Source organism: Streptomyces achromogenes, assembly GCF_030816715.1.
Classification (GTDB): domain Bacteria; phylum Actinomycetota; class Actinomycetes; order Streptomycetales; family Streptomycetaceae; genus Streptomyces; species Streptomyces achromogenes_A.
In genome coordinates, this window is the sequence record NZ_JAUSYH010000001.1 from 5,750,787 (window position 1) to 5,769,103 (window position 18,317).

At 71.4% G+C, this 18,317-nt stretch carries 17 protein-coding genes and 2 tRNA genes; 12 read left to right on the top strand and 7 right to left on the bottom strand.

Annotation, left to right across the window (positions count from 1 at the left end; translation table 11 throughout):
- Positions 1-37: 37 nt before the first annotated feature.
- The 3 genes from QF032_RS25990 to QF032_RS26000 are packed head-to-tail and all read left to right on the top strand — an operon-like array spanning position 38 to position 3,164.
- The gene (locus QF032_RS25990; RefSeq protein WP_307057679.1) at positions 38-1,699 is read left to right on the top strand and encodes a TerD family protein; all 1,662 of its coding nucleotides are present in this window, start codon (positions 38-40) and stop codon (positions 1,697-1,699) included.
- A gap of 11 nt (positions 1,700-1,710) precedes the next feature.
- Positions 1,711-2,391 carry an AIM24 family protein gene (locus QF032_RS25995; protein ID WP_079659796.1) on the top strand — a complete coding sequence of 227 codons (681 nt, stop codon included), beginning with the start codon at positions 1,711-1,713 and terminating at the stop codon, positions 2,389-2,391.
- A 17-nt stretch (positions 2,392-2,408) separates the two neighbouring features.
- Entirely contained in the window at positions 2,409-3,164 is a 756-nt protein-coding gene (locus QF032_RS26000) for an AIM24 family protein (protein WP_306949388.1), read from the top strand.
- Between the two features lie 93 nt (positions 3,165-3,257).
- On the opposite strand, the gene QF032_RS26005 is transcribed toward QF032_RS26000, so the two are convergent.
- Positions 3,258-3,773 carry an NUDIX hydrolase gene (locus QF032_RS26005; RefSeq protein ID WP_307045757.1) on the bottom strand — a complete coding sequence of 172 codons (516 nt, stop codon included), beginning with the start codon at positions 3,771-3,773 and terminating at the stop codon, positions 3,258-3,260.
- On the bottom strand, positions 3,770-5,239 hold the full coding sequence (locus QF032_RS26010) for a zinc-dependent metalloprotease (RefSeq protein ID WP_307057681.1): 1,470 nt from the start codon (positions 5,237-5,239) through the stop codon (positions 3,770-3,772). Before QF032_RS26010 ends, QF032_RS26005 begins: the two co-directional genes overlap by 4 nt.
- Before the next feature lie 192 nt (positions 5,240-5,431).
- On the opposite strand from QF032_RS26010, the gene QF032_RS26015 reads away from it, so the two are divergent.
- From QF032_RS26015 to QF032_RS26030, 4 genes are all read left to right on the top strand, one after another.
- Positions 5,432-6,541, top strand: coding sequence for an SDR family oxidoreductase (locus QF032_RS26015; RefSeq protein WP_307045762.1), 1,110 nt, complete (start codon positions 5,432-5,434; stop codon positions 6,539-6,541).
- A 160-nt stretch (positions 6,542-6,701) separates the two neighbouring features.
- Entirely contained in the window at positions 6,702-7,160 is a 459-nt protein-coding gene (locus QF032_RS26020) for a molybdenum cofactor biosynthesis protein MoaE (protein ID WP_306949384.1), read from the top strand.
- Between the two features lie 145 nt (positions 7,161-7,305).
- The gene (locus tag QF032_RS26025; protein WP_307050573.1) at positions 7,306-7,497 is read left to right on the top strand and encodes a hypothetical protein; all 192 of its coding nucleotides are present in this window, start codon (positions 7,306-7,308) and stop codon (positions 7,495-7,497) included.
- 54 nt (positions 7,498-7,551) lie between these two features.
- Positions 7,552-8,643, top strand: coding sequence for a YlbL family protein (locus QF032_RS26030; RefSeq protein WP_307045764.1), 1,092 nt, complete (start codon positions 7,552-7,554; stop codon positions 8,641-8,643).
- 100 nt (positions 8,644-8,743) lie between these two features.
- On the opposite strand, the gene QF032_RS26035 is transcribed toward QF032_RS26030, so the two are convergent.
- The gene (locus QF032_RS26035; protein ID WP_306949381.1) at positions 8,744-9,286 is read right to left on the bottom strand and encodes a PPA1309 family protein; all 543 of its coding nucleotides are present in this window, start codon (positions 9,284-9,286) and stop codon (positions 8,744-8,746) included.
- A 164-nt stretch (positions 9,287-9,450) separates the two neighbouring features.
- Between QF032_RS26035 and QF032_RS26040 the strand changes: the two genes are divergently transcribed.
- The 4 genes from QF032_RS26040 to QF032_RS26055 all read left to right on the top strand — a co-directional run bounded on the left by QF032_RS26040 (position 9,451) and on the right by QF032_RS26055 (position 14,981).
- On the top strand, positions 9,451-12,426 hold the full coding sequence (locus tag QF032_RS26040) for a UPF0182 family membrane protein (RefSeq protein WP_307060375.1): 2,976 nt from the start codon (positions 9,451-9,453) through the stop codon (positions 12,424-12,426).
- A gap of 40 nt (positions 12,427-12,466) precedes the next feature.
- Positions 12,467-12,540 (top strand) — tRNA-Met (locus tag QF032_RS26045).
- Positions 12,541-12,744: 204 nt separating this feature from the next.
- Complete coding sequence (locus tag QF032_RS26050) at positions 12,745-14,601, top strand: tetratricopeptide repeat protein (protein WP_307045766.1); 1,857 nt, start codon at positions 12,745-12,747, stop codon at positions 14,599-14,601.
- Between the two features lie 306 nt (positions 14,602-14,907).
- Positions 14,908-14,981 (top strand) — tRNA-Met (locus QF032_RS26055).
- A gap of 138 nt (positions 14,982-15,119) precedes the next feature.
- On the opposite strand, the gene QF032_RS26060 is transcribed toward QF032_RS26055, so the two are convergent.
- From QF032_RS26060 to hisN, 3 genes are all read right to left on the bottom strand, one after another.
- Positions 15,120-15,536 (bottom strand): Fur family transcriptional regulator, encoded by a 417-nt coding sequence (locus tag QF032_RS26060; RefSeq protein WP_306949379.1) that lies wholly within the window; start codon positions 15,534-15,536, stop codon positions 15,120-15,122.
- A gap of 147 nt (positions 15,537-15,683) precedes the next feature.
- Entirely contained in the window at positions 15,684-16,076 is a 393-nt protein-coding gene (locus QF032_RS26065; protein WP_306949378.1) for a CBS domain-containing protein, read from the bottom strand.
- A 158-nt stretch (positions 16,077-16,234) separates the two neighbouring features.
- Complete coding sequence (gene hisN, locus QF032_RS26070) at positions 16,235-17,035, bottom strand: histidinol-phosphatase (protein ID WP_307045768.1); 801 nt, start codon at positions 17,033-17,035, stop codon at positions 16,235-16,237.
- Between the two features lie 168 nt (positions 17,036-17,203).
- Between hisN and QF032_RS26075 the strand changes: the two genes are divergently transcribed.
- Positions 17,204-17,815: a TetR/AcrR family transcriptional regulator gene (locus QF032_RS26075; RefSeq protein WP_307045770.1), complete on the top strand. Its 612-nt coding sequence runs from the start codon at positions 17,204-17,206 to the stop codon at positions 17,813-17,815.
- A gap of 51 nt (positions 17,816-17,866) precedes the next feature.
- On the opposite strand, the gene QF032_RS26080 is transcribed toward QF032_RS26075, so the two are convergent.
- Entirely contained in the window at positions 17,867-18,190 is a 324-nt protein-coding gene (locus tag QF032_RS26080) for a DMT family transporter (RefSeq protein ID WP_062642293.1), read from the bottom strand.
- Positions 18,191-18,317: the final 127 nt, after the last annotated feature.

Below are 18,317 nucleotides of genomic sequence, written 5' to 3' on the forward strand. Positions count from 1 at the left end.
ACGCACTCGCAATCGGGATGGGGGACGGTCGTTACGCATGCCCAGGGAATTCCAACGCGGCCACAAGGCCAGGATCAGTGACCTCACGGCGGGTACCGATCTGTACGTAGGCGTGCAGATCACCGCCCCCGGCCTGACCTTCGACATCAGCTGCTTCGGTCTCGACGCCGACGAGCGTCTCTCGGACGACCGGTACTTCGTCTTCTTCAACCAGCCCAAGTCCCCCGAGGAGTCCATCCAGCTCCTGGGCTCCCAGGCGGGCGACACGGAGTCCTTCCGCATCACCCTCGACCGCATCCCGCCGCAGATCCGCAAACTGTCCTTCACGGCGACGCTGGACGGCGCCGGGCAGATGTCGCAGATCAACCCGGGCTACCTGCGTATCGTCGCGGGCGGTGAGGAGGTGGCCCGCTACGCGTTCAACGGCTCCGAGTTCACCAGCGAGCGGGCCGTGATGCTGGGCGACTTCTACCTCAAGGACGTGTGGCGGTTCGCGGCCGTCGGCCAGGGCTTCGACGGCGGCCTCGACGCGCTGCTGAAGAATTTCGGCGGCGAGGTCGCCGAGGAGGAGCCGCCCGCCGCGCCGCAGCAGCCGCAGGCCGGCGCCGCCGCTCCGAGCTTCGCCCCGCCCGCCTTCGGCGCGCCTCCCGCTCCTCAGCAGCCGCAGCCCGCCGCGCAGGGCTTCGCGCCCCCGCCCGGCGCGACCCCGCCGCCGGCCCCGGCTCCCGTATCCCCGGTCCACGCCGCGCCGACCATCGTCGCGCCGCTGGTCCCGCCCGGCGGCCAGGTCCCGCCGCCCGCCCCCGCCCCGGCTCCCTACGGACAGCCGCCACAGCAGCAGCCGTACGGCCAGGGCCCCGCGCCGACCGCGCCCATGCCCCCCGGCTACGGGCAGCAGCCCCCCGCCCCGCAGGCCCCACAGGCCCCGCCCGGCTACGGACAGCCGACCCCGCCGCCCGGCTACGGTCAGCAGCCCCCCTTCGGGCAGGTCCCGGGCCAGCAGGCCTACGGCGTGCCGCAGGGCGCGCCCCAGGGCGGCGCCGGTGTGGCGTCGGCGCTCCAGCAGTTCAAGGAGACGCCCACGGGGCAGCGCTGGACCCAGCAGAACAGGAAGATGATCCGGGTCGATCTCGGCATCGGCGGCCAGCCCGTCCTCGCCCGCCAGGGCAGCATGGTCCTCTACCAGGGCAAGGTCGACTTCAGTTACAAGGGCGCCGGGTTCGCCGGCCGGATCGTCGGCAACGCCACCGGTCAGGAGATGCAGCTGATGCGCTGCACCGGCCAGGGGCAGGTGTTCCTCGCCGAGAACTCCACCCATGTGCACCCCATCGAGCTCCAGGGCGACGCGATCTGCGTCTCCGCCGAGAACGTCCTCGCCTTCGACGAGAGCCTCCAGTACGAGGTCCGTCGCATCGAGGGGCACGGCATCCCCGGCGGCGCGCTGTTCACCATGCAGTTCCAGGGCACCGGGACGATCGTCGTGAAGACGCACGGCACCCCCGTGGTCCTGCCGGTCACGCCCACCACGTTCGCCGACTGCAACGCCGTCGTCGCCTGGTCGGCGGCCTCCCAGGTGGTCGTCTCCAGCCAGGTGCGGATGCGCCGCAACGCATACCCCGGGGACACCGGAGAGAGCGTCAACCTCCAGTTCCGGGGCGCTCCCGGCAACTTCATCGTCGTCCAGCCGTACGAGGTCTGAGGGAGCCCGTCATGAACCAGCCGCTCGCGGGCTACGCGCCCGCACCCGTCACCGCCCGCATGGAGAACCACGGCAACCACATGCTGAAGGTCGCCATGCAGACCGGGAACGACCTCTTCGCGCGCGTGGGCTCGATGGTCGCCTACGAGGGCTTCGTCCAGTACGAGCCCAACCCGCCGGCCGTGCGCCAGATCGCCCGCGACTGGATGACCGGCGAGGGCGCGCCCCTGATGAAGTGCACCGGCGACGGTCTGCTCTATCTCGCCGACTACGGCGCGAACGTCGTCGTCATCAACCTCAACGGCGACGGCATCTCCGTCAACGCCACCAACCTGCTCGCCTTCGACGCGCACCTCACCTGGGGCGTCGAGCGCGTCAAGGGGCTCGCGAAGTTCGCCGGCCAGGGGCTGTGGAACACAAAGATCTCCGGGCAGGGCTGGGTCGCGCTGACCTCCCGGGGCAAGCCGATCGTCGTCGACTGCGGCGGCGGCGAGGACGAGACGTACGTCGACCCCGACGCGCTCGTCGCCTGGTCCCCGAACCTCAAGGTGAAGGGCAAGCGCAGCTTCAAGGCGCAGTCGCTCATCGGCCGGGGCAGTGGTGAGGCCTACCAGATGGCCTTCTCCGGCCAGGGCATCGTCGTCGTCCAGCCCAGTGAGGACAGCACCGACCGCCTCCGGGTACGGGGCTGAGGGGGACCGGGAACACCATGCAGAGCTCACTTTTCGCGCACAACGACTCGCAGACCCAGGACCGCTGGAGTCTGCAGAACAAGCAGATGCTCCGGGTCACCCTGGAGGGCCACGACGACATCCTCGCCCGCAAGGGGACGATGGTCGCCTACCAGGGCCTGATGGAGTTCGACGCCGAGTACCAGAGCAACCAGCAGGGGCGCGCGCGTGCGCACACGGGCGAGGGCCTGAACCTGATGCGCTGTCACGGCCAGGGCACGGTGTACCTCGCCAACCTCGCCCAGCACATCCACGTGATGGACGTGGAGCAGGACGGGCTGACCGTGGACAGCAGCTATGTGCTGGCCATGGACTCCTCACTGCACCACGACGTCATCGCCGTCGACAGCCTCTACGGCATCTCCGGCTCGGGGAAGTACCAGCTCAACATCACCGGCCGTGGCAAGGTCGCCCTGATGACCTCCGGCGCGCCGCTGATGATGCAGGTCACCCCCGACAAGTACGTCAACTGCGACGCCGACGCCATCGTCGCCTGGTCCACCGGACTGCGGGTGCAGATGCAGGCGCAGACGCACTCCACCGGGGTGTGGCGCCGGCGCGGCAACACCGGTGAGGGCTGGGAGCTCAGCTTCATGGGCTCCGGCTACGCGCTGGTCCAGCCCAGTGAGCTGCTGCCGCCGCAGAACGCCCAGGTCGGGTCGGGTCTCGCCGCGCAGTACGGCATGGGCCAGCAAGGAGCGCGGGGACAGAACCAGGGCAACGTTTGGAGCTGACCGCCCGTCACGACGGACGTGGACGTCAGACGTAAGGGGCGACCACCCTGGTGGTCGCCCCTTACCTGATCGTTCGCCCCTACCCGCTCCGGCTCACAGCCGCGCGCGGGCCGCCTCCAGCAGACGCACGACCGACGTGTCGGCCACGCTCCCCACCTCGTCATAGGCGAACCAGCGCAGGTCGAGGGACTCGTCGCTGATCGTCTCCACGGCTCCGGCCGGGGCGAGCGCCGCGTACTGGACGTCGTAGTGCCAGGCGCAGGGCGTGTGATGCCGGTCCAGGCGCACCGGACCGCCGGGCAGCAGGCTCAGCCCCGGCACGCCCGACTCCTCCGTCCCCTCCCGCAGCGCCGCGTCCGCCAGGGTCGCGTCGCCCGGCTCGCAGTGACCGCCGGTCTGCAGCCACATCCGCATCTTCTTGTGCAGCGTGAGCAGCACACGACCGCGCTCGGGGTCGATCACCAGCGCGCTCGCCGTGACGTGCCCGTCCGCGCAGGCCTTCCACACGCCGTCGGGACGGGCCGCCAGATGGTCCAGATACGTCTGGCACAGCTCTTCCTGGCCCTCGTACCCCTTCAGGACGAGGACCGCGTCGTCGTGCAGGCTCACTTGGTGTCGTCGCCCCCGGAGTCGGTCCCGTCGGCCGGGCCGTCCGCGTCGGCGTCCTTCTTCAGGTTCGGCCCGTCGCCGAGGCCGCCGCCGCTCGCCGCCTCGCCGAGCATCTTGTCCAGCTCCGAGAAGTCCATCTGCTCGCGGTGCACGAACCCGTCCGGGTCGTCCAGGTCGGAGGCCGTGGGCAGCATGTCCGGGTGGGCCCACAGGGCGTCCCGGCCGTCGACCCCGCGCGCGTCCGTCAGCGAGGCCCACAGGCGGGAGGCGTCGCGCAGACGGCGAGGGCGCAGCTCCAGGCCGATCAGCGTCGCGAACGTCTGCTCGGCCGGACCGCCCGTGGCACGGCGGCGGCGCAGGGTCTCACGCAGCGCGTCGGCGGACGACAGGCGCGGCTTGGCGGCCGCGTGCACCACCGCGTCCACCCAGCCCTCGACGAGCGCCAGAGCCGTCTCCAGACGGGCCAGGGCGGCCTTCTGCGCCGGGGTGTCCTCGGGCTGGAACATGCCCTGCTGCAGCGCGTCCTGCAGCTGCTCGGGATTCTGCGGGTCGAACTGCCCGACCACGTCCTCCAGCTTGGCGGTGTCGACCTTGATCCCGCGCGCGTACCCCTCGACCGCGCCGAACAGATGCGAGCGCAGCCACGGCACATGGGCGAAGAGCCGCTGGTGGGCGGCCTCGCGCAGCGCGAGGTAGAGCCGCACCTCGTCCTTCCCGACGCCCAGGTCCTTGCCGAAGGCCTCGATGTTCACCGGCAGCAGCGCGGCGCGCCCGGCCGGACCGAGCGGCAGCCCGATGTCGGTCGAGCCGACGACCTCGCCCGCGAGCACGCCCACGGCCTGGCCGATCTGCGAGCCGAACATCGCGCCGCCCATGGAGTGCATCATGCCGATCAGCGGGCCGGCCATGGCCTGCATCTCCTCCGGCAGGACGTCGCCCATGGCCGCGCCGACCCGCTCGGCGACCGGGTCGACGAGCTCCTTCCACGCGGGCAGCGTCGCCTCGACCCACTCCGCGCGGGACCATGCCACGGCGGACGCGGCGCCGGACGGCAGCGACGTGGCGTCGTCGAGCCAGAGGTCGGCGAGGCGGACGGCCTCCTGGACGGCGGTGCGGTCGGACGGACCGACGCTGGAGTCCTTGACGCCGTCGGAGGTGCCCTGGGCGACCGTCTGGCGGGCGATCTGCTGGGCCATGTCCCAGTTCACCGGGCCGCCCTCGTAGGAGAGCATCTGACCGAGCTGCTGGAACGCGGCCCCCAGGTCGTTGGGGTTCAGTGAACCGAACATCGCGGCGAGCGGATTGTCCGCGCCGGGCGCGCCGAAGCCGCCGGCACCGGGCAGTCCGCCGAAACCGAACGGGTTGGCCGGTCCCTGACCACCGCCGCTCTGCGGGTCCTTCTTGCCCTCGTCGCCGTCCTCCGGCTCCTCCGGCGGAAGGCCGAATCCGAATGGGGTGTCACTCACGGGGTTCCTCGGCTGGTAAGGCCACCGGTTTTCGGCCGGCGGCGACTGCCCTGCAACACCACCCAGCGTAGACACCCCGGCTCGATCGGGCCTCGGTGCTTCGCCGACTCCTGCCCTGCGGCAGGATGGATGCCACCTGGTACGTACGCGTCACTCGCGCCCGTATGCCAAGACAACCGCTGGAGACACCTGGTGAGTTCCCCAGATCCGCAGGTTCGCGCAGCGCGAAACCCTTCGGCCCGGGCCGGTGCCCGAGGGCCCGTCGTCGCCGTGACCGGCGCGGCGACCGGGGTGGGCGCGCTGCTCACGGAGCGGCTCGCCGCATCGGAGGAGGTCAAGCAGGTCGTCGCCATCGACGAGCGGCGAGGCGAGTGCGACGCGGCGCAGTGGCACATCCTCGACGTCCGTGACCCCGCGATCGCCGACAAGCTGCGCGGCGCCGACGTCGTGGTCCACCTCGCGCTCGACCTCGACCTGGGGAGTGACGCCGCCGCCCGGACGGCCTACAACGTGCGCGGTACGCAGACGGTGCTGACGGCCGCCGCGGCGGCCGGGGTGCGCCGCGTCGTGCTGTGCACCTCCGCGATGGTCTACGGGGCGCTGGAGGACAACGAGCTGCCGCTCTCGGAGGACGCGGAGCTGCGGGCGACGGCGGAGGCGACCGGCGTCGGGGACCTCCTGGAGATCGAACGGCTCGCGCGCCGCGCGCCCCGGGCGCATCCCGGTCTGAACGTCACCGTGGTGCGGCCCGCGATCCTGGTCGGCGGCACGGACACGGCACTGACCCGGTACTTCGAGTCGCCGCGCCTGCTGGTCGTCGCCGGATCGCGGCCGGCCTGGCAGTTCTGCCACGTCGAGGACCTGGTGAGCGCCCTGGAGTACGCCGTCCTGGAGAAGGTCGACGGGGAACTCGCCGTCGGGTGCGACGGGTGGCTGGAGCAGGAGGAGGTCGAGGAGCTCAGCGGGATCCGGCGCATGGAGCTGCCGTCGGCGGTCGCCCTGGGCGCCGCCGCGCGGCTGCACCGGATCGGCCTGACGCCGTCCCCGGCGGGCGACCTGGCGTACACGATGTACCCCTGGGTGGTGAGCGGAAGCCGGCTGCACGACGCGGGGTGGCGGCCGGGCTGGACCAACGAGGAGGTCCTGGCGGAGCTGCTGGAGGAGGTGGCCGGACGCCGCACCGTCGTCGGTCGGCGGCTGGGGCGCAAGGACGCGACGGCTGCGGGGGCGGCCGGCGCGACGGTCGCTCTGCTGGGTGCCGCGGCCGTGGTGCGACGGGCCCGGAAGGCCCGGCGGCGCTGAGCGGCGGGTGGCGGGCTGCGGCGCCCGCCACCCCGACAGGCACCTGCCACGCCGGAGCAGGGACGGGCCGGTGCTTTGGGGCGACCTCCGAAGCGCCACACGTGCGTACCGGGTGATCACGCTATTTCGCCTGTTCCCCGGGGTGCGGCACGATAGGGGTATGGCAGCCAACGACCAGCATCCCGGCGAGCGGGCCGCGCAGGATCCCATCAAGCTGATCGCCGTTCGCGACACTCCGCTCTCCCTGGACGAGGTCTTCAAGGCGGTCGGGGACGACGCGGCCGGCGGGACTGCGCTCTTCGTGGGCACCGTGCGCGACCACGACGAGGGCGCCGACGTCGACGCGCTCGGATACTCCTGCCACCCGAGCGCCGAGGCGGAGATGCGGCGGATCGCCGAGAAGGTGGCGGCCGAGTACCCGGTGCGGGCCCTGGCGGCCGTCCACCGGGTGGGGGATCTGGCCGTGGGCGACCTGGCGGTCGTCGTGGCCGTGTCCTGCCCGCATCGCGGGGAGGCCTTCGAGGCGTGCCGGAAGCTGATCGACGACCTCAAGCACGAGGTGCCCATCTGGAAGCACCAGAAGTTCTCCGACGGCACCGAGGAATGGGTCGGCGCGTAGCGCCGTCGTTGAGGGGTGGTGGTCGGGCGACGGGTGGGCGGGTGGGGGCCTGCTGATCCACCGGCCACCCGTCCGGTTGCGTAACCGGACCCCTGCCGTGAGCGTTGTCACTGCGGATGGTTAATCTGCTGATCAGTCAGTTGTGGTGGCTCACTGGGGTTGGGAGGTCGGCATGGCGGCGCTCGCCTGGTTGCTGATTCCGCTTGTCGCCGCGATCGGCGCGGGGCTGTGGGGGAGTTGGGCCAACCGGACCCGCAAGGCCCGCGGCGACGGCCCTGAGCTGGACGGATACGCCCGCTTCCGGGCCGCCATGGAGAAGCCGCACTCCCGCGCGTGACCCGGGTGGCAGCCCTGACCGTGCGCTGACAGAGGCGTCCCGTACTGTCGAGTCATGCCACGCCGCACCGCGACGATGCTCGCCTCCACCTTGATCCTCATCGCGCTTCTGTGCGCGGGAGTGCTCATCCCCGTGCCGTACTCGGAGATGTCCCCGGGCCCGACGGTGAACACGCTCGGCGATCACGACGGCGAGCCGGTGCTGCAGATCTCCGGGCGCAAGACCTACGCGACCAGCGGCCATCTCAACATGACCACGGTGCGGGTGACCAGTGCCGACTACCGGATGAACCTCGTCGAGGCCGTCTACGGATGGCTCGCGCACGACAACAAGGTCGTCCCGCACGACACGCTCTACCCGGACGGCAAGACCGAGGAGCAGTCCACCCAGGAGAACGCCGAGGAGTTCAGCCAGTCCCAGGAGAGCGCCAAGGTCGCCGCCCTGAAGGAGCTGAAGGTCCCCGTGACGTCCTGGGTGATCGTCTCGACCGTGGTGAAGGGGTCCCCGGCGGAGGGCAGGCTGCACGCCGGAGACGTGATCAAGGCCGTGGACGGCACCGCGGTCAAGGAGCCGGGTGACGTCGCCAAGCTGGTGACCGAGCACAAGGCCGGCGAGAACGTCGTCTTCACGATCGTTCCGGCGAAGGAGCAGGCGGCCGCAGAGAAGGCGCACAGGACGGCGACGGCCACACAGAAGGTCTCGATCACCACCGCGGCCTCCGACGACAGCGGCGAGAAGCGCGCCATCGTCGGGATCTCGGCCGGGACCGACCACACCTTCCCGTTCACCGTCGACATCAAGCTCGCCGACGTCGGCGGCCCCAGCGCCGGCCTGATGTTCGCGCTCGGCATCTACGACAAGCTCACCCCGGGCAGTCTCACCGGCGGAAAGTTCGTCGCCGGCACCGGGACCATCGACGACGACGGCAAGGTCGGCCCGATCGGCGGCATCGAATTGAAGACCGTCGGCGCGCGCAGCCAGGGCGCCCAGTTCTTCCTGACGCCCGCCGACAACTGCAAGGCAGCCGCCGAGGACACCCCCTCGGGGCTCAGGCTCGTCAAGGTCGACACCATCGACGACGCCCTCGCCGCCCTCGAGGACATCCGCGGCGGCGACACCGCCGCCCTGCCGAAGTGCACGAAGTAGCCGCCGGGTAGCCGGGACCCGGCCGAACGGCAGGCCCCGGGCCCCGGGAGGCCGACAGGAAGCTGCTGCCGGCCGCCCCGCCGGGGCCCGCGAGCCCCTGCTAGTCCGCGAACGTCGCCGACAGCGCCTCCGCGAGGCCCGGGACCAGCCCGGCGCCCGTGAGGACCTCCGTCGGGGCGTCCTTCTCGCGCAGCCGCAGGGCCGAGTCGCGGGTGCCGTCGCGCAGCACGCCGACCGTCATCCGGACCTCGTGGCGGTCGGGGTGCTCGGCCACCCACTTCGCGAGCTTCGCGTCGCTGAGGCCCTGCGGGACCTGGGACTCGGCGGACGGCGGAAGCATCAGACGCTCGACGGTGAGGGCGCAGCCCACCACGGCGTCCGGCCACGCGATCGTGGCGAGGAACTCGTCGAGCGGCTTGTCCGTTGGCACTTCGTCCTGCTCGATCGGGGTGAGACCGGTGGTCTCGGGCTCGTCCTGAAGGCCGAGCTGGGTCGCGAGCGACGGTTCCTGGGCTCGCAGCCGAGCGGTGTCTACGAGGGCGAAAAGGCGGGCGGGCTGGTCCCAGCCGAGGCCGGAGGCGTACTCGTCGATCTCGAGCACGGCCCGGGTGAGCGGGCTCGCCGCCATGGGAGTGTTGGACATGGTCACAATCCTCTCTCGTTCCTGGGCGGAATCGGGAACCGAGTAAACGGTGAGTAAGTTGCATAGGTGTGGGCCCGCGATCACCGGGGGCCACGAACGGTCCACGAACACGCGGGCCTGACGGATCAACTGCGACATTCGAGGTGCGCACCTTGGCTTTCCAGATGCCGGACCGCGGCGGAGGCCCCACGGGGCCGCGGATCAGAGTGGGCCGCCCGTCCCGGCGCGTCCGGACCTTGCTGACGACGCTGGGCGTCCTGGCCGTACTCGGCATGGCGTTCACGATGTTCGCCGGGTTCTGGACGGACTGGCTCTGGTACCGCTCGGTGAACTACTCGTCCGTCTTCACGACCATGCTCTGGACCAAGATCGGGCTCTTTTTCGTCTTCGGTCTGCTGATGGCCCTCGCGGTCGGCTTCAACATCTGGCTGGCCCACCGGCTGCGGCCGCCGCTGAGCGCGATGTCGGTGGAGCAACAGAGCCTCGACCGCTACCGCATGGGCATCGCGCCGTACAAGACATGGCTGCTGCTCGGCATCACCGCCCTCGTCGGCCTGATCGCCGGCGCCTCGGCGGCGGGGCAGTGGCGCACGTGGCTGATGTGGGTCAACGGGGTGTCCTTCGGACAGAAGGACCCGCAGTTCCACCTCGACGTGTCGTTCTTCGCCTTCGACCTGCCCTGGTACCGGTTCCTGCTCGGCTTCGGCTTCGCCGCCACGATCCTCTCCCTGATCGCCGCCGCGCTGACCCACTACCTGTACGGCGGGCTGCGCGTCACCAGCCCCGGCGCGCGGGCCACCGCCGCGGCCACCGGGCACCTGTCGGTGCTGCTGGGCGTCTTCGTCGCGCTGAAGGCGGTCGCCTACTGGCTCGACCGTTACGGCCTGGCGGTGAAGTCCAGCGACTTCAAGGCCACGGACAACTGGACGGGTCTTCGGTACGTCGACGCCAACGCCTATCTGCCGGCCAAGACGATCCTGTTCTGCATCGCCGTCATCTGCGCCCTGCTGTTCTTCGCCACGCTGTGGCGGCGCACCTGGCAGCTGCCCGTGATCGGCTTCGGCCTGATGGTGCTCTCGGCGATCCTCATCGGCGGGCTGTACCCGGCGATCGTCCAGAAGTTCCAGGTCCAGCCCAACGAGCAGGCCAAGGAAGCCCCGTACGTCGCGAAGAACCTCAAGGCGACACGTGAGGCGTACGGCATCGACGGCACGCAGGTCACCGAGTACTCGGGCACGAGCACCACCAAGGACAAGACGACTCTGCGCGACGACGTCGACGCGACGGCGAGCATCCGGGTCCTGGACCCGAACATCGTCTCCCCGACGTTCCAGCAGCTCCAGCAGATGCGCAAGTACTACGCGTTCCCGACCAACCTGGACGTGGACCGCTACAACGTGAAGGGCGCCGACCAGGACACGGTGATCGGTCTGCGCGAGCTGAACCTCGCGGGCGTGGACAAGCAGAACTGGATCAACAACCACTTCCGCTACACCCACGGTTACGGGGTGGTCGCGGCGAACGGGACCACGTCCGACTCCGAGGGCCGTCCCCTGTTCACCGAGTCCAACCTGCCGTCCGAGGGCGAGCTCGGCACGTACGAGCAGCGCGTCTACTACGGCGAGAAGACGACCACGTACTCGATCGTCGGCGGTCCCCAGAAGGAGATCGACTACTCCGACGACGCGGGGGAGAAGACCACCAGCTATCGGGGCAAGAGCGGGGTCAACCTCTCCAACCCGGTCAACCGCGCCGCGTACGCGGTGGCGTTCGGCGAGCCGCAGATCCTCTACTCCGGCGCGATCGGCGAGGGTTCGCGGATTCTGTACAACCGCACGCCCAAGGATCGTGTGGAGGCGGTCGCCCCCTGGCTGACCATCGACGGCGACGCCTATCCGGCCGTGGTCGACGGCCGCATCCAGTGGATCGTCGACGCGTACACGACGACGAACGGCTACCCGTACGCCTCCCGTACGACCCTCGGCGACACGACGGCCGACTCACTGACCGCCACCAACGACAACCGGGCGGTGGTGGCCCAGCAGAACCAGGTCAACTACATCCGCAACTCGGTGAAGGCCACCGTCGACGCGTACACCGGCGAGGTCAGGCTCTTCCAGTGGGACACCGAGGACCCGGTCCTGAAGACCTGGATGAAGGCGTTCCCCGGCACGGTGAAGGCCAAGTCGGCGATCTCCAAGTCGCTGATGGCCCATCTGCGGTACCCGCAGGACCTGTTCAAGGTCCAGCGCGAGCTGCTCACCCGCTACCACGTGAAGGACGCCACGACGTTCCTCAGCGGCAGCGAGGTGTGGCAGGTGCCGGACGACCCGTCCAACAAGTCGGGCGACGCGGTGCCGCCGTACTACCTGAGCATGAAGATGCCCGACCAGAAGGCACAGGCGTTCTCGCTGACGACGACGCTCACGCCCAACGGCAGGGACAACCTCAGCGCGTTCATGGCGGTCGACTCCGAAGCGGGCACTCCCGACTACGGCAAGATCAGAATCCTGAAACTGCCGACGAGCACGACCGTCGACGGGCCGAAACAGGTGCAGAGCCAGTTCAACTCCGAACAGGACATCGCCGAGTCCATCAGGCTCCTGAAGGGCGGCGACTCCGACATCGAGTACGGCAACCTGCTGACGGTGCCGCTCGACGGTGGACTGCTCTACGTGGAACCCGTCTATGTGCGCGGCGGCGGGCTCAAGTACCCGCTGCTGAAGAAGGTGTTGGTGACCTACGGCGGCAACACCGCCTTCGAGGACACCCTGGACGAGGCGCTCAACAAGGTCTTCGGCGCGGAGGGCACCACCCCGCCGCCCGCGGACGAGCCAGGCGGTACCACCCCGCCGCCGACGTCGAGCAACCCGACCGTCCGGGAGGCGCTGGCCGACGCCCAGAAGGCCTTCGCCGCCGGCCAGGAGGCTCTGAAGAAGCCCGACTGGGCCGCGTACGCCAAGGCGCAGAAGGACCTCGAGGACGCGCTGAAGCGGGCCGAGGCGGCGCAGACGGCGGCCGACAAGGGCACCAAGCCGAGCAGCAGCCCGAGTCCCACCGGTTCGGCGAGTCCGAGCGGTGGCTCGAGCGGCGGTTCCGGGAGCAAACCCAGTCCCACTCCGAGCCCGAGTAGCGGCTGATCATGCTCGCCCCGCGTCGTGGTACGGTTGTGGAACACGACGCGGGGTGGAGCAGCTCGGTAGCTCGCTGGGCTCATAACCCAGAGGTCGCAGGTTCAAATCCTGTCCCCGCTACTGAAACGAAGGCCCGGATCCGGAAACGGATCCGGGCCTTCGTGATGTGCGAACGCATGTGCCGGGCAGGCGATGGACGCGCCGCTGTGGGGAGTTGGGCTATCTGTGTTTGACTTGTCTCTCTGTGGGCATGTCGACAAAACGCTGAAGTGACCTTACGGGCCGCGGTATACCAGGTGTACCCGGGTTGCGGGTGGTGCGACGATGGACGTTATGGGGGACAAGGCAACTCTGTTCGAGACAGGGCGGTTTGTGCAGACTTCCGACGAGGAAGCGACCCCGGTCGAGAGCCGGGACGAGACGGCCGACGCCGTCGAGACGGGGGAGGCCGTCGAGGAGATGCGCCTGCGGCTGGCGGCGGAAGCCGGCGACGCCGAGGCCATGAGCGTCCTCGGGGCCATGCTGCTGCGCCGCGGCGACCTGGACGGCGCCGAGCCCCACCTGCGTGCCGCGACAGCGGAGGGCGACCGTGCCGCCGCGAACAACCTGGGCGTCCTGCTCCACCAGCGCGGCTACCCCGACGAGGCCGCGGGCTGGTGGCGGGTCGCCGCGGTGGCCGGCTCCGCCGCGGCCGCCCACGCGCTGGGCCGCCACCGCCGCGAGTGCGGGGACGAGCCGGCCGCCGAGTACTGGCTGCGCCAGGCCGCCGAGCAGGGACACACGCTGGGCGCGTACGCCCTCGCCGACCTGCTGGAGCACCGCGGGGACGCCGGGGCGCAGCAGTGGATGCGGGTCGCCGCGGAGCGAGGCCACCGGGAGGCCGCGTACCGGCTGGCCCGCGCCCTCGACCAGCACCGCAACCCGCTCCAGGACGGCGATTCACCGGAGCGCGCACACGACACCGGGGTCGCCGGGCGGACCGAGGCCGAGCAGTGGTACCGGCAGGCCGCCGCGCGCGGACACCGTCGCGCCGCGCTGCACCTCGGGACGATCCTGGAGAGCCGGGGCGACCTGAAGGAGGCCGGGCGCTGGTACCTCACGTCGGCCAAGGACGGCGAGGCGCGGGCCGCCTGCGCGCTCGGGTTCCTGCTGCGCGACGCCGGCGACCCGGAGAACGCCGCCGTCTGGTGGCTGCGGGCCGCCCAGGACGGCGACGGCAACGCGGCGAACGCGCTGGGCGCGCTGCACGCCGAGCGCGGCCAGACCCAGACCGCCGAACGCTGGTACCGGGCCGCGATGGACGCCGGAGACGACAACGGCGCCTACAACCTCGCCCTGCTCTGCGCGGAGCAGGGCCGCACCGTGCAGGCCGAACAGTGGTACCGGCGCGCCGCCTACGCGGGGCACCGGGAGGCGGCCAACGCGCTCGCCGTCCTGCTGCTCCAGGTCGGCGACACGGCCGGGGCCGAGCCCTGGTTCTCCAAGGCGGCGGAGGCGGGCAGCGTCGACGCCGCGTTCAACCTGGGGATCCTGTTCGCCGGGCGCGGGGAGGAGGCGGTGGCCCTGCGCTGGTACGAGCGGGCGGCGGCCGCCGGGCACACCGAGGCGGCGCTGCAGGTCGGCATCGCGCGCCTGCGCGACGGGGACGAGCAGGAGGCCGAACGGCATCTGCGGTGCGCGGCCGGCGGCGGGAACGCGGAGGCCGCGTACCGGCTGGCGGCCGTGCTCGACGCCCGCCGACCGCCGCAGCCCGCGCACGAGCTCGGGGAGATCGTGCACGAGAAGACCGAGTGCGAGGAGTGGTACGAGCGGGCGGCGACCCAGGGGCACCGGCGCGCACAGGTGCGCGTCGGGATGCTGGCCGCCGCGCGCGGTGACGTCGTCGGGGCCGCGCGCTGGTACCGGACGGCCGCGGAGGCCGGTTCGCGCAACGGCGCCTTCAACCTGGGGCTGCTGCTCGCGCGGGAGGGCAGCGAGCCCGAGGCGGCCGTGTGGTGGACGCGAGCGGCCGACGCCGGGCACGGGCGGGCGGCGTTGCGGCTGGCCCTGGTCTACGCGCGTCGCGGCGAGCTGGCGGAGGGCAAGCGGTGGGCCGACCGGGCGGTGTCCCTCGGCCCGGCGGAGGTGGCCGAGCGGGCGGCCCGACTGCGCGACGCCCTGCGAGAAGAGCTGTCCGCGTAACGCGCCGCCGGCCTCCCGGCCGGCCTCCCGCTGACCCAGCGGGTCGGTCCCGGTCGGGCTCACGTGGACTCGCGGGCCGATCCCGGCTGAGCTCCCGCTGACCCCGCGGGCCGGCCCCGGCGGGCCCCCCGCCGACCCGCGGGCCGGCCCCCGCCGACCTCCCGACGATCCGTGAGCCCGGCTCCGGCCCAGCTCGCGTCGATCCTGCGGGGTCGGCCCTCCCGACCCCGCTGACCTCGGCGTATAGGTGGCCGTCGTATTGATTTGCCTTCCTCGTCGCCGTTCACGTAACGTGGGGTTCACCGACGCGGGGTGGAGCAGCTCGGTAGCTCGCTGGGCTCATAACCCAGAGGTCGCAGGTTCAAATCCTGTCCCCGCTACTGAAGGCCGAGGGCCGGAATCCGAAAGGGTTCCGGCCCTCGGTGCGTTCGGCGTCACGGCAGACGGTCACGGCAGGCGGTCACGGCTGTGGCCCCGGTCTCCCGCGAGGGAGGCCGGGGCCACAGGCCGAGCACGGGTCAGGCGGCAGCGCAGTTCGGGCAGATGCCGCGGTAGGTCACCTCGACGTCCGACACGGTGAAACCGAAGCGCTCCGAGTCGGGCAGGTCGGCCAGCGGGTTGCCGCCCGGATGCACGTCCTTGATGGCGCCGCAGCGGGCGCACACCAGGTGGTGGTGCGGACGGTGGGCGTTCGGGTCGTACCGCTTGGCGCGCTTGTCGGTGGCCACCTCGAGCACCTCGCCGAGGGAGACCAGTTCGCCGAGGGTGTTGTAGACGGTCGCCCGGGAGATCTCGGGCAGCCGGAGCACCGCTCGCGCGTGCACCTCGTCGGCCGTCAGATGGACGTGATCGCCCTCGAGCACCTCGGCCACGACGCGCCGCTGTGCGGTCATCCGCCATCCGCGTCCGCGCAGCCGTTCCAGAAGGTCACTCATGGATTCAGCCTAACAGTCGACCGGACCAGGTCCCGAACCAGTGTGACTTTAGATCCTGGACGGACTTGGACGGATTCCAGTGAATGTTTCCCGCGCGCCGACTGCGCGCCGACTGCGCGCCGACTGCGCGCCGACTGCGCTCCGTGCTCAGACGGGTACCTGCTGTCGGGCCGGCGCCCAGCACCGGATGATGTCGCGGACCGAGACGATGCCGGCCGGTCCGCCGTGGTCGAGGACGATCAGGTGTCGGAAGCCGCCGTGGGCCATCGCCCGGGCCGCCTCCTCCAGGGTCCAGGTCGGGGCGGCGAAGACGACGTCGTCGGTGGTGTGGGCGTGGGTGCGTTCGGTGTCCGGATCCTGGCCGAGGCCCACGGAGTTGAGGATGTCCCGCTCGGTGAGGATGCCGATGCCGCCGGCGTCGGGATCCAGGACCACCGCCGCGCCGACGCGGCGGGCGGCCATCAGGGCGGCGGCCTGACGGAGGGTGTGTGCGGGGCCGATGGTCAGGACCACCGTGCTCATGGCGTCGCGGACGAGCATGGGCTGATGCCACCTCCTAAGAATCCACGGGTCGTTCATGGATTCACAAGTTCACAAGTGGGGGTGCTGTCAGCGTGGCAGGTAAAGCGGGGGTCAACAAGAGGGCGCGCGCGGCCGATTGAGGGCGTGCGCGCTCATCCGTGCGGTTCGGGCGCGCTTCAGTAGCGCTGTTCGAGGTAGCCCAGCAGCTCGTCGTGGAGGAGACCGTTGGAGGCCGCCGCGTTGCCGCTGTGCGGGCCCGGGCGGCCGTCGAGGCCGGTGAAGGCGCCGCCCGCCTCCGTCACGATGATCGCGTTGGCCGCCATGTCCCAGAGGGAGAGCTCGGGTTCGGCGCACAGGTCGACCGAGCCCTCGGCGACCATCATGTACGGCCAGAAGTCGCCGTACGCGCGCGTGCGCCACACGTCGCGGGTCAGGTCGAGGAAGCCGTTGAGCAGCCCGCGGTCCTCCCAGCCGCTCAGCGAGGAGTACGCGAAGGAGGCGTCGGAGATCCGTGAGACGCGCGAGACGTGCAGCCGGCTCGCGGAGGTCAGGCTGCGGCCGCTGAACGCGCCGTGCCCCTTCGCGGCCCACCAGCGGCGGCCCAGCGCCGGCGCGGAGACGAGGCCGACGACGGGCTGGTACCCGCCCTCGCCCGCCTCCGTCAGCGAGATCAGGGTGGCCCAGACGGGCACGCCCCGCACGTAGTTCTTCGTGCCGTCGATCGGGTCGATCACCCAGCGGCGGGGGCCGGTGCCCTCGACGCCGTACTCCTCGCCCAGGACCGCGTCCCGGGGACGGGCGCGCTGGAGATGGCCCCGGATGAGCTCCTCCGCGGCCTTGTCGGCCTCGCTCACCGGGGTCATGTCCGGTTTGGTCTCGACCTTGAGGTCGAGGGCCTTGAAACGGGCCATGGTCGCGGCGTCGGCGGCGTCCGCGAGCACGTGCGCGAGGCGGAGGTCGTCCAGGTAGTCCGGCATGGGACGAACCGTATCCGGCCAAGCCGAACAGGGGCCACAGGGGGCGGCGGCGGAAGCGGGGAGGTCGGGAAGGCCCGCCGATCGCCGTCCGGTGCCTCCGCCACCCTTGACAGTGCGGCCGTGCGCGTCAAACCTGGGCGCAGAGCCACTCGCTCCAGGGAGGCGACGATGCCTGCAGCGCGGGAATCCCTACTGGACGCCGCCTTCGAGGCGCTGGCGCTACGGCCGTGGGCCGCGGTGCGGATGGTGGACGTCGCCGCGTCCGCCGGGGTGTCCAGGCAGACGCTGTACAACGAGTTCGGCAGCAAGGAGGGCCTGGCCCGGGCCCTGGTCAGGCGCGAGGCCGACGGATACCTCGCCGGGGTCGAGCGCGCGCTCGCCGCGCACGGCGACATCCGCGACCGGCTCGCCGCCACCGCCGAGTGGACCGCCTCCGCCGCTCGCGAGAACGTCCTCGTACGGGCCGTCCTCACCGGGTTCTGGAGCGAACGGCTGCCCTCGCCGACGCTCTCGGCGGTGCCGTCCTCCTCCGCCGTGCCGGCCCAGCGGCGGGCGGACGGGCCGCTGCCCTCACCCGCCGACCTCGTGGGCGCCGTCCGTGACCGGGCCGTCGCCGTGCTCTCCGGCCCCGGCGCCGTCCGCGCCGACGCGGCCGATCTCGCCCGCTGCTCCGAACTCGCCGTCCGTCTCGCGCTGTCCTGCGTCGCCGCGCCCCCGCCGGGGGAGGACGGGGTCGCCGACCTGGTGCGGGGCGCCCTGCAGCGACCGTCCAGGAACTAGGACGTCAGGGGCGGCCCCGGTGCGCCCACCCCGGCGGGCGTCCGGCCGTGGCTAGTGCGCCGACCCCGACAGCTGCAGCCCGATCACTCCTATGATCACCAGGCTGATGGAGACGAGCTTCAGCGTCGACACCAGGTCGCCCAGGAAGACCATGCCGTAGATGGCGGTGCCCGCCGCGCCGATGCCCGTCCACACCGCGTAGGCGGGGCCCACGTCGAGCTTCTTCAGCGAGAGGGTCAGCAGACCGAAGCTGCCCAGGGCGAAGGCGCAGAAGGCGATGGTCGGCCAGAGCCTCGTGAAGCCGTGGGACAGCTTGAGGCAGACGGCGAAACCGGTCTCGAGCAGTCCGGCCACGACGACCAGCAGCCACGCCATGTGCTGTCCCTCCGTTTGACCGGCCCGGTCCGGCTCGGTGCGATTATGCACTTACCGGCCCCGGGCCGACGCAAACAACGCGGTGGTCAGCCGGTGAGTGTGACGAGGCGTCAGGCGTGTCGGGCGC

Coding starts and splice junctions, on each gene's coding strand:
- QF032_RS26050 (WP_307045766.1), top strand. CDS start 12,745: ATGGACGTTATGGGGGACAAGGCAACTCTGTTCGAGACAGGGCGGTTT.
- QF032_RS26075 (WP_307045770.1), top strand. CDS start 17,204: ATGCCTGCAGCGCGGGAATCCCTACTGGACGCCGCCTTCGAGGCGCTG.
- QF032_RS26040 (WP_307060375.1), top strand. CDS start 9,451: ATGCCGGACCGCGGCGGAGGCCCCACGGGGCCGCGGATCAGAGTGGGC.
- QF032_RS26035 (WP_306949381.1), bottom strand. CDS start 9,286: ATGTCCAACACTCCCATGGCGGCGAGCCCGCTCACCCGGGCCGTGCTC.
- QF032_RS26000 (WP_306949388.1), top strand. CDS start 2,409: ATGCAGAGCTCACTTTTCGCGCACAACGACTCGCAGACCCAGGACCGC.
- hisN (WP_307045768.1), bottom strand. CDS start 17,035: ATGCCGGACTACCTGGACGACCTCCGCCTCGCGCACGTGCTCGCGGAC.
- QF032_RS26060 (WP_306949379.1), bottom strand. CDS start 15,536: ATGAGTGACCTTCTGGAACGGCTGCGCGGACGCGGATGGCGGATGACC.
- QF032_RS26020 (WP_306949384.1), top strand. CDS start 6,702: ATGGCAGCCAACGACCAGCATCCCGGCGAGCGGGCCGCGCAGGATCCC.
- QF032_RS26080 (WP_062642293.1), bottom strand. CDS start 18,190: ATGGCGTGGCTGCTGGTCGTCGTGGCCGGACTGCTCGAGACCGGTTTC.
- QF032_RS26030 (WP_307045764.1), top strand. CDS start 7,552: ATGCCACGCCGCACCGCGACGATGCTCGCCTCCACCTTGATCCTCATC.
- QF032_RS26065 (WP_306949378.1), bottom strand. CDS start 16,076: ATGCTCGTCCGCGACGCCATGAGCACGGTGGTCCTGACCATCGGCCCC.
- QF032_RS25990 (WP_307057679.1), top strand. CDS start 38: ATGCCCAGGGAATTCCAACGCGGCCACAAGGCCAGGATCAGTGACCTC.
- QF032_RS25995 (WP_079659796.1), top strand. CDS start 1,711: ATGAACCAGCCGCTCGCGGGCTACGCGCCCGCACCCGTCACCGCCCGC.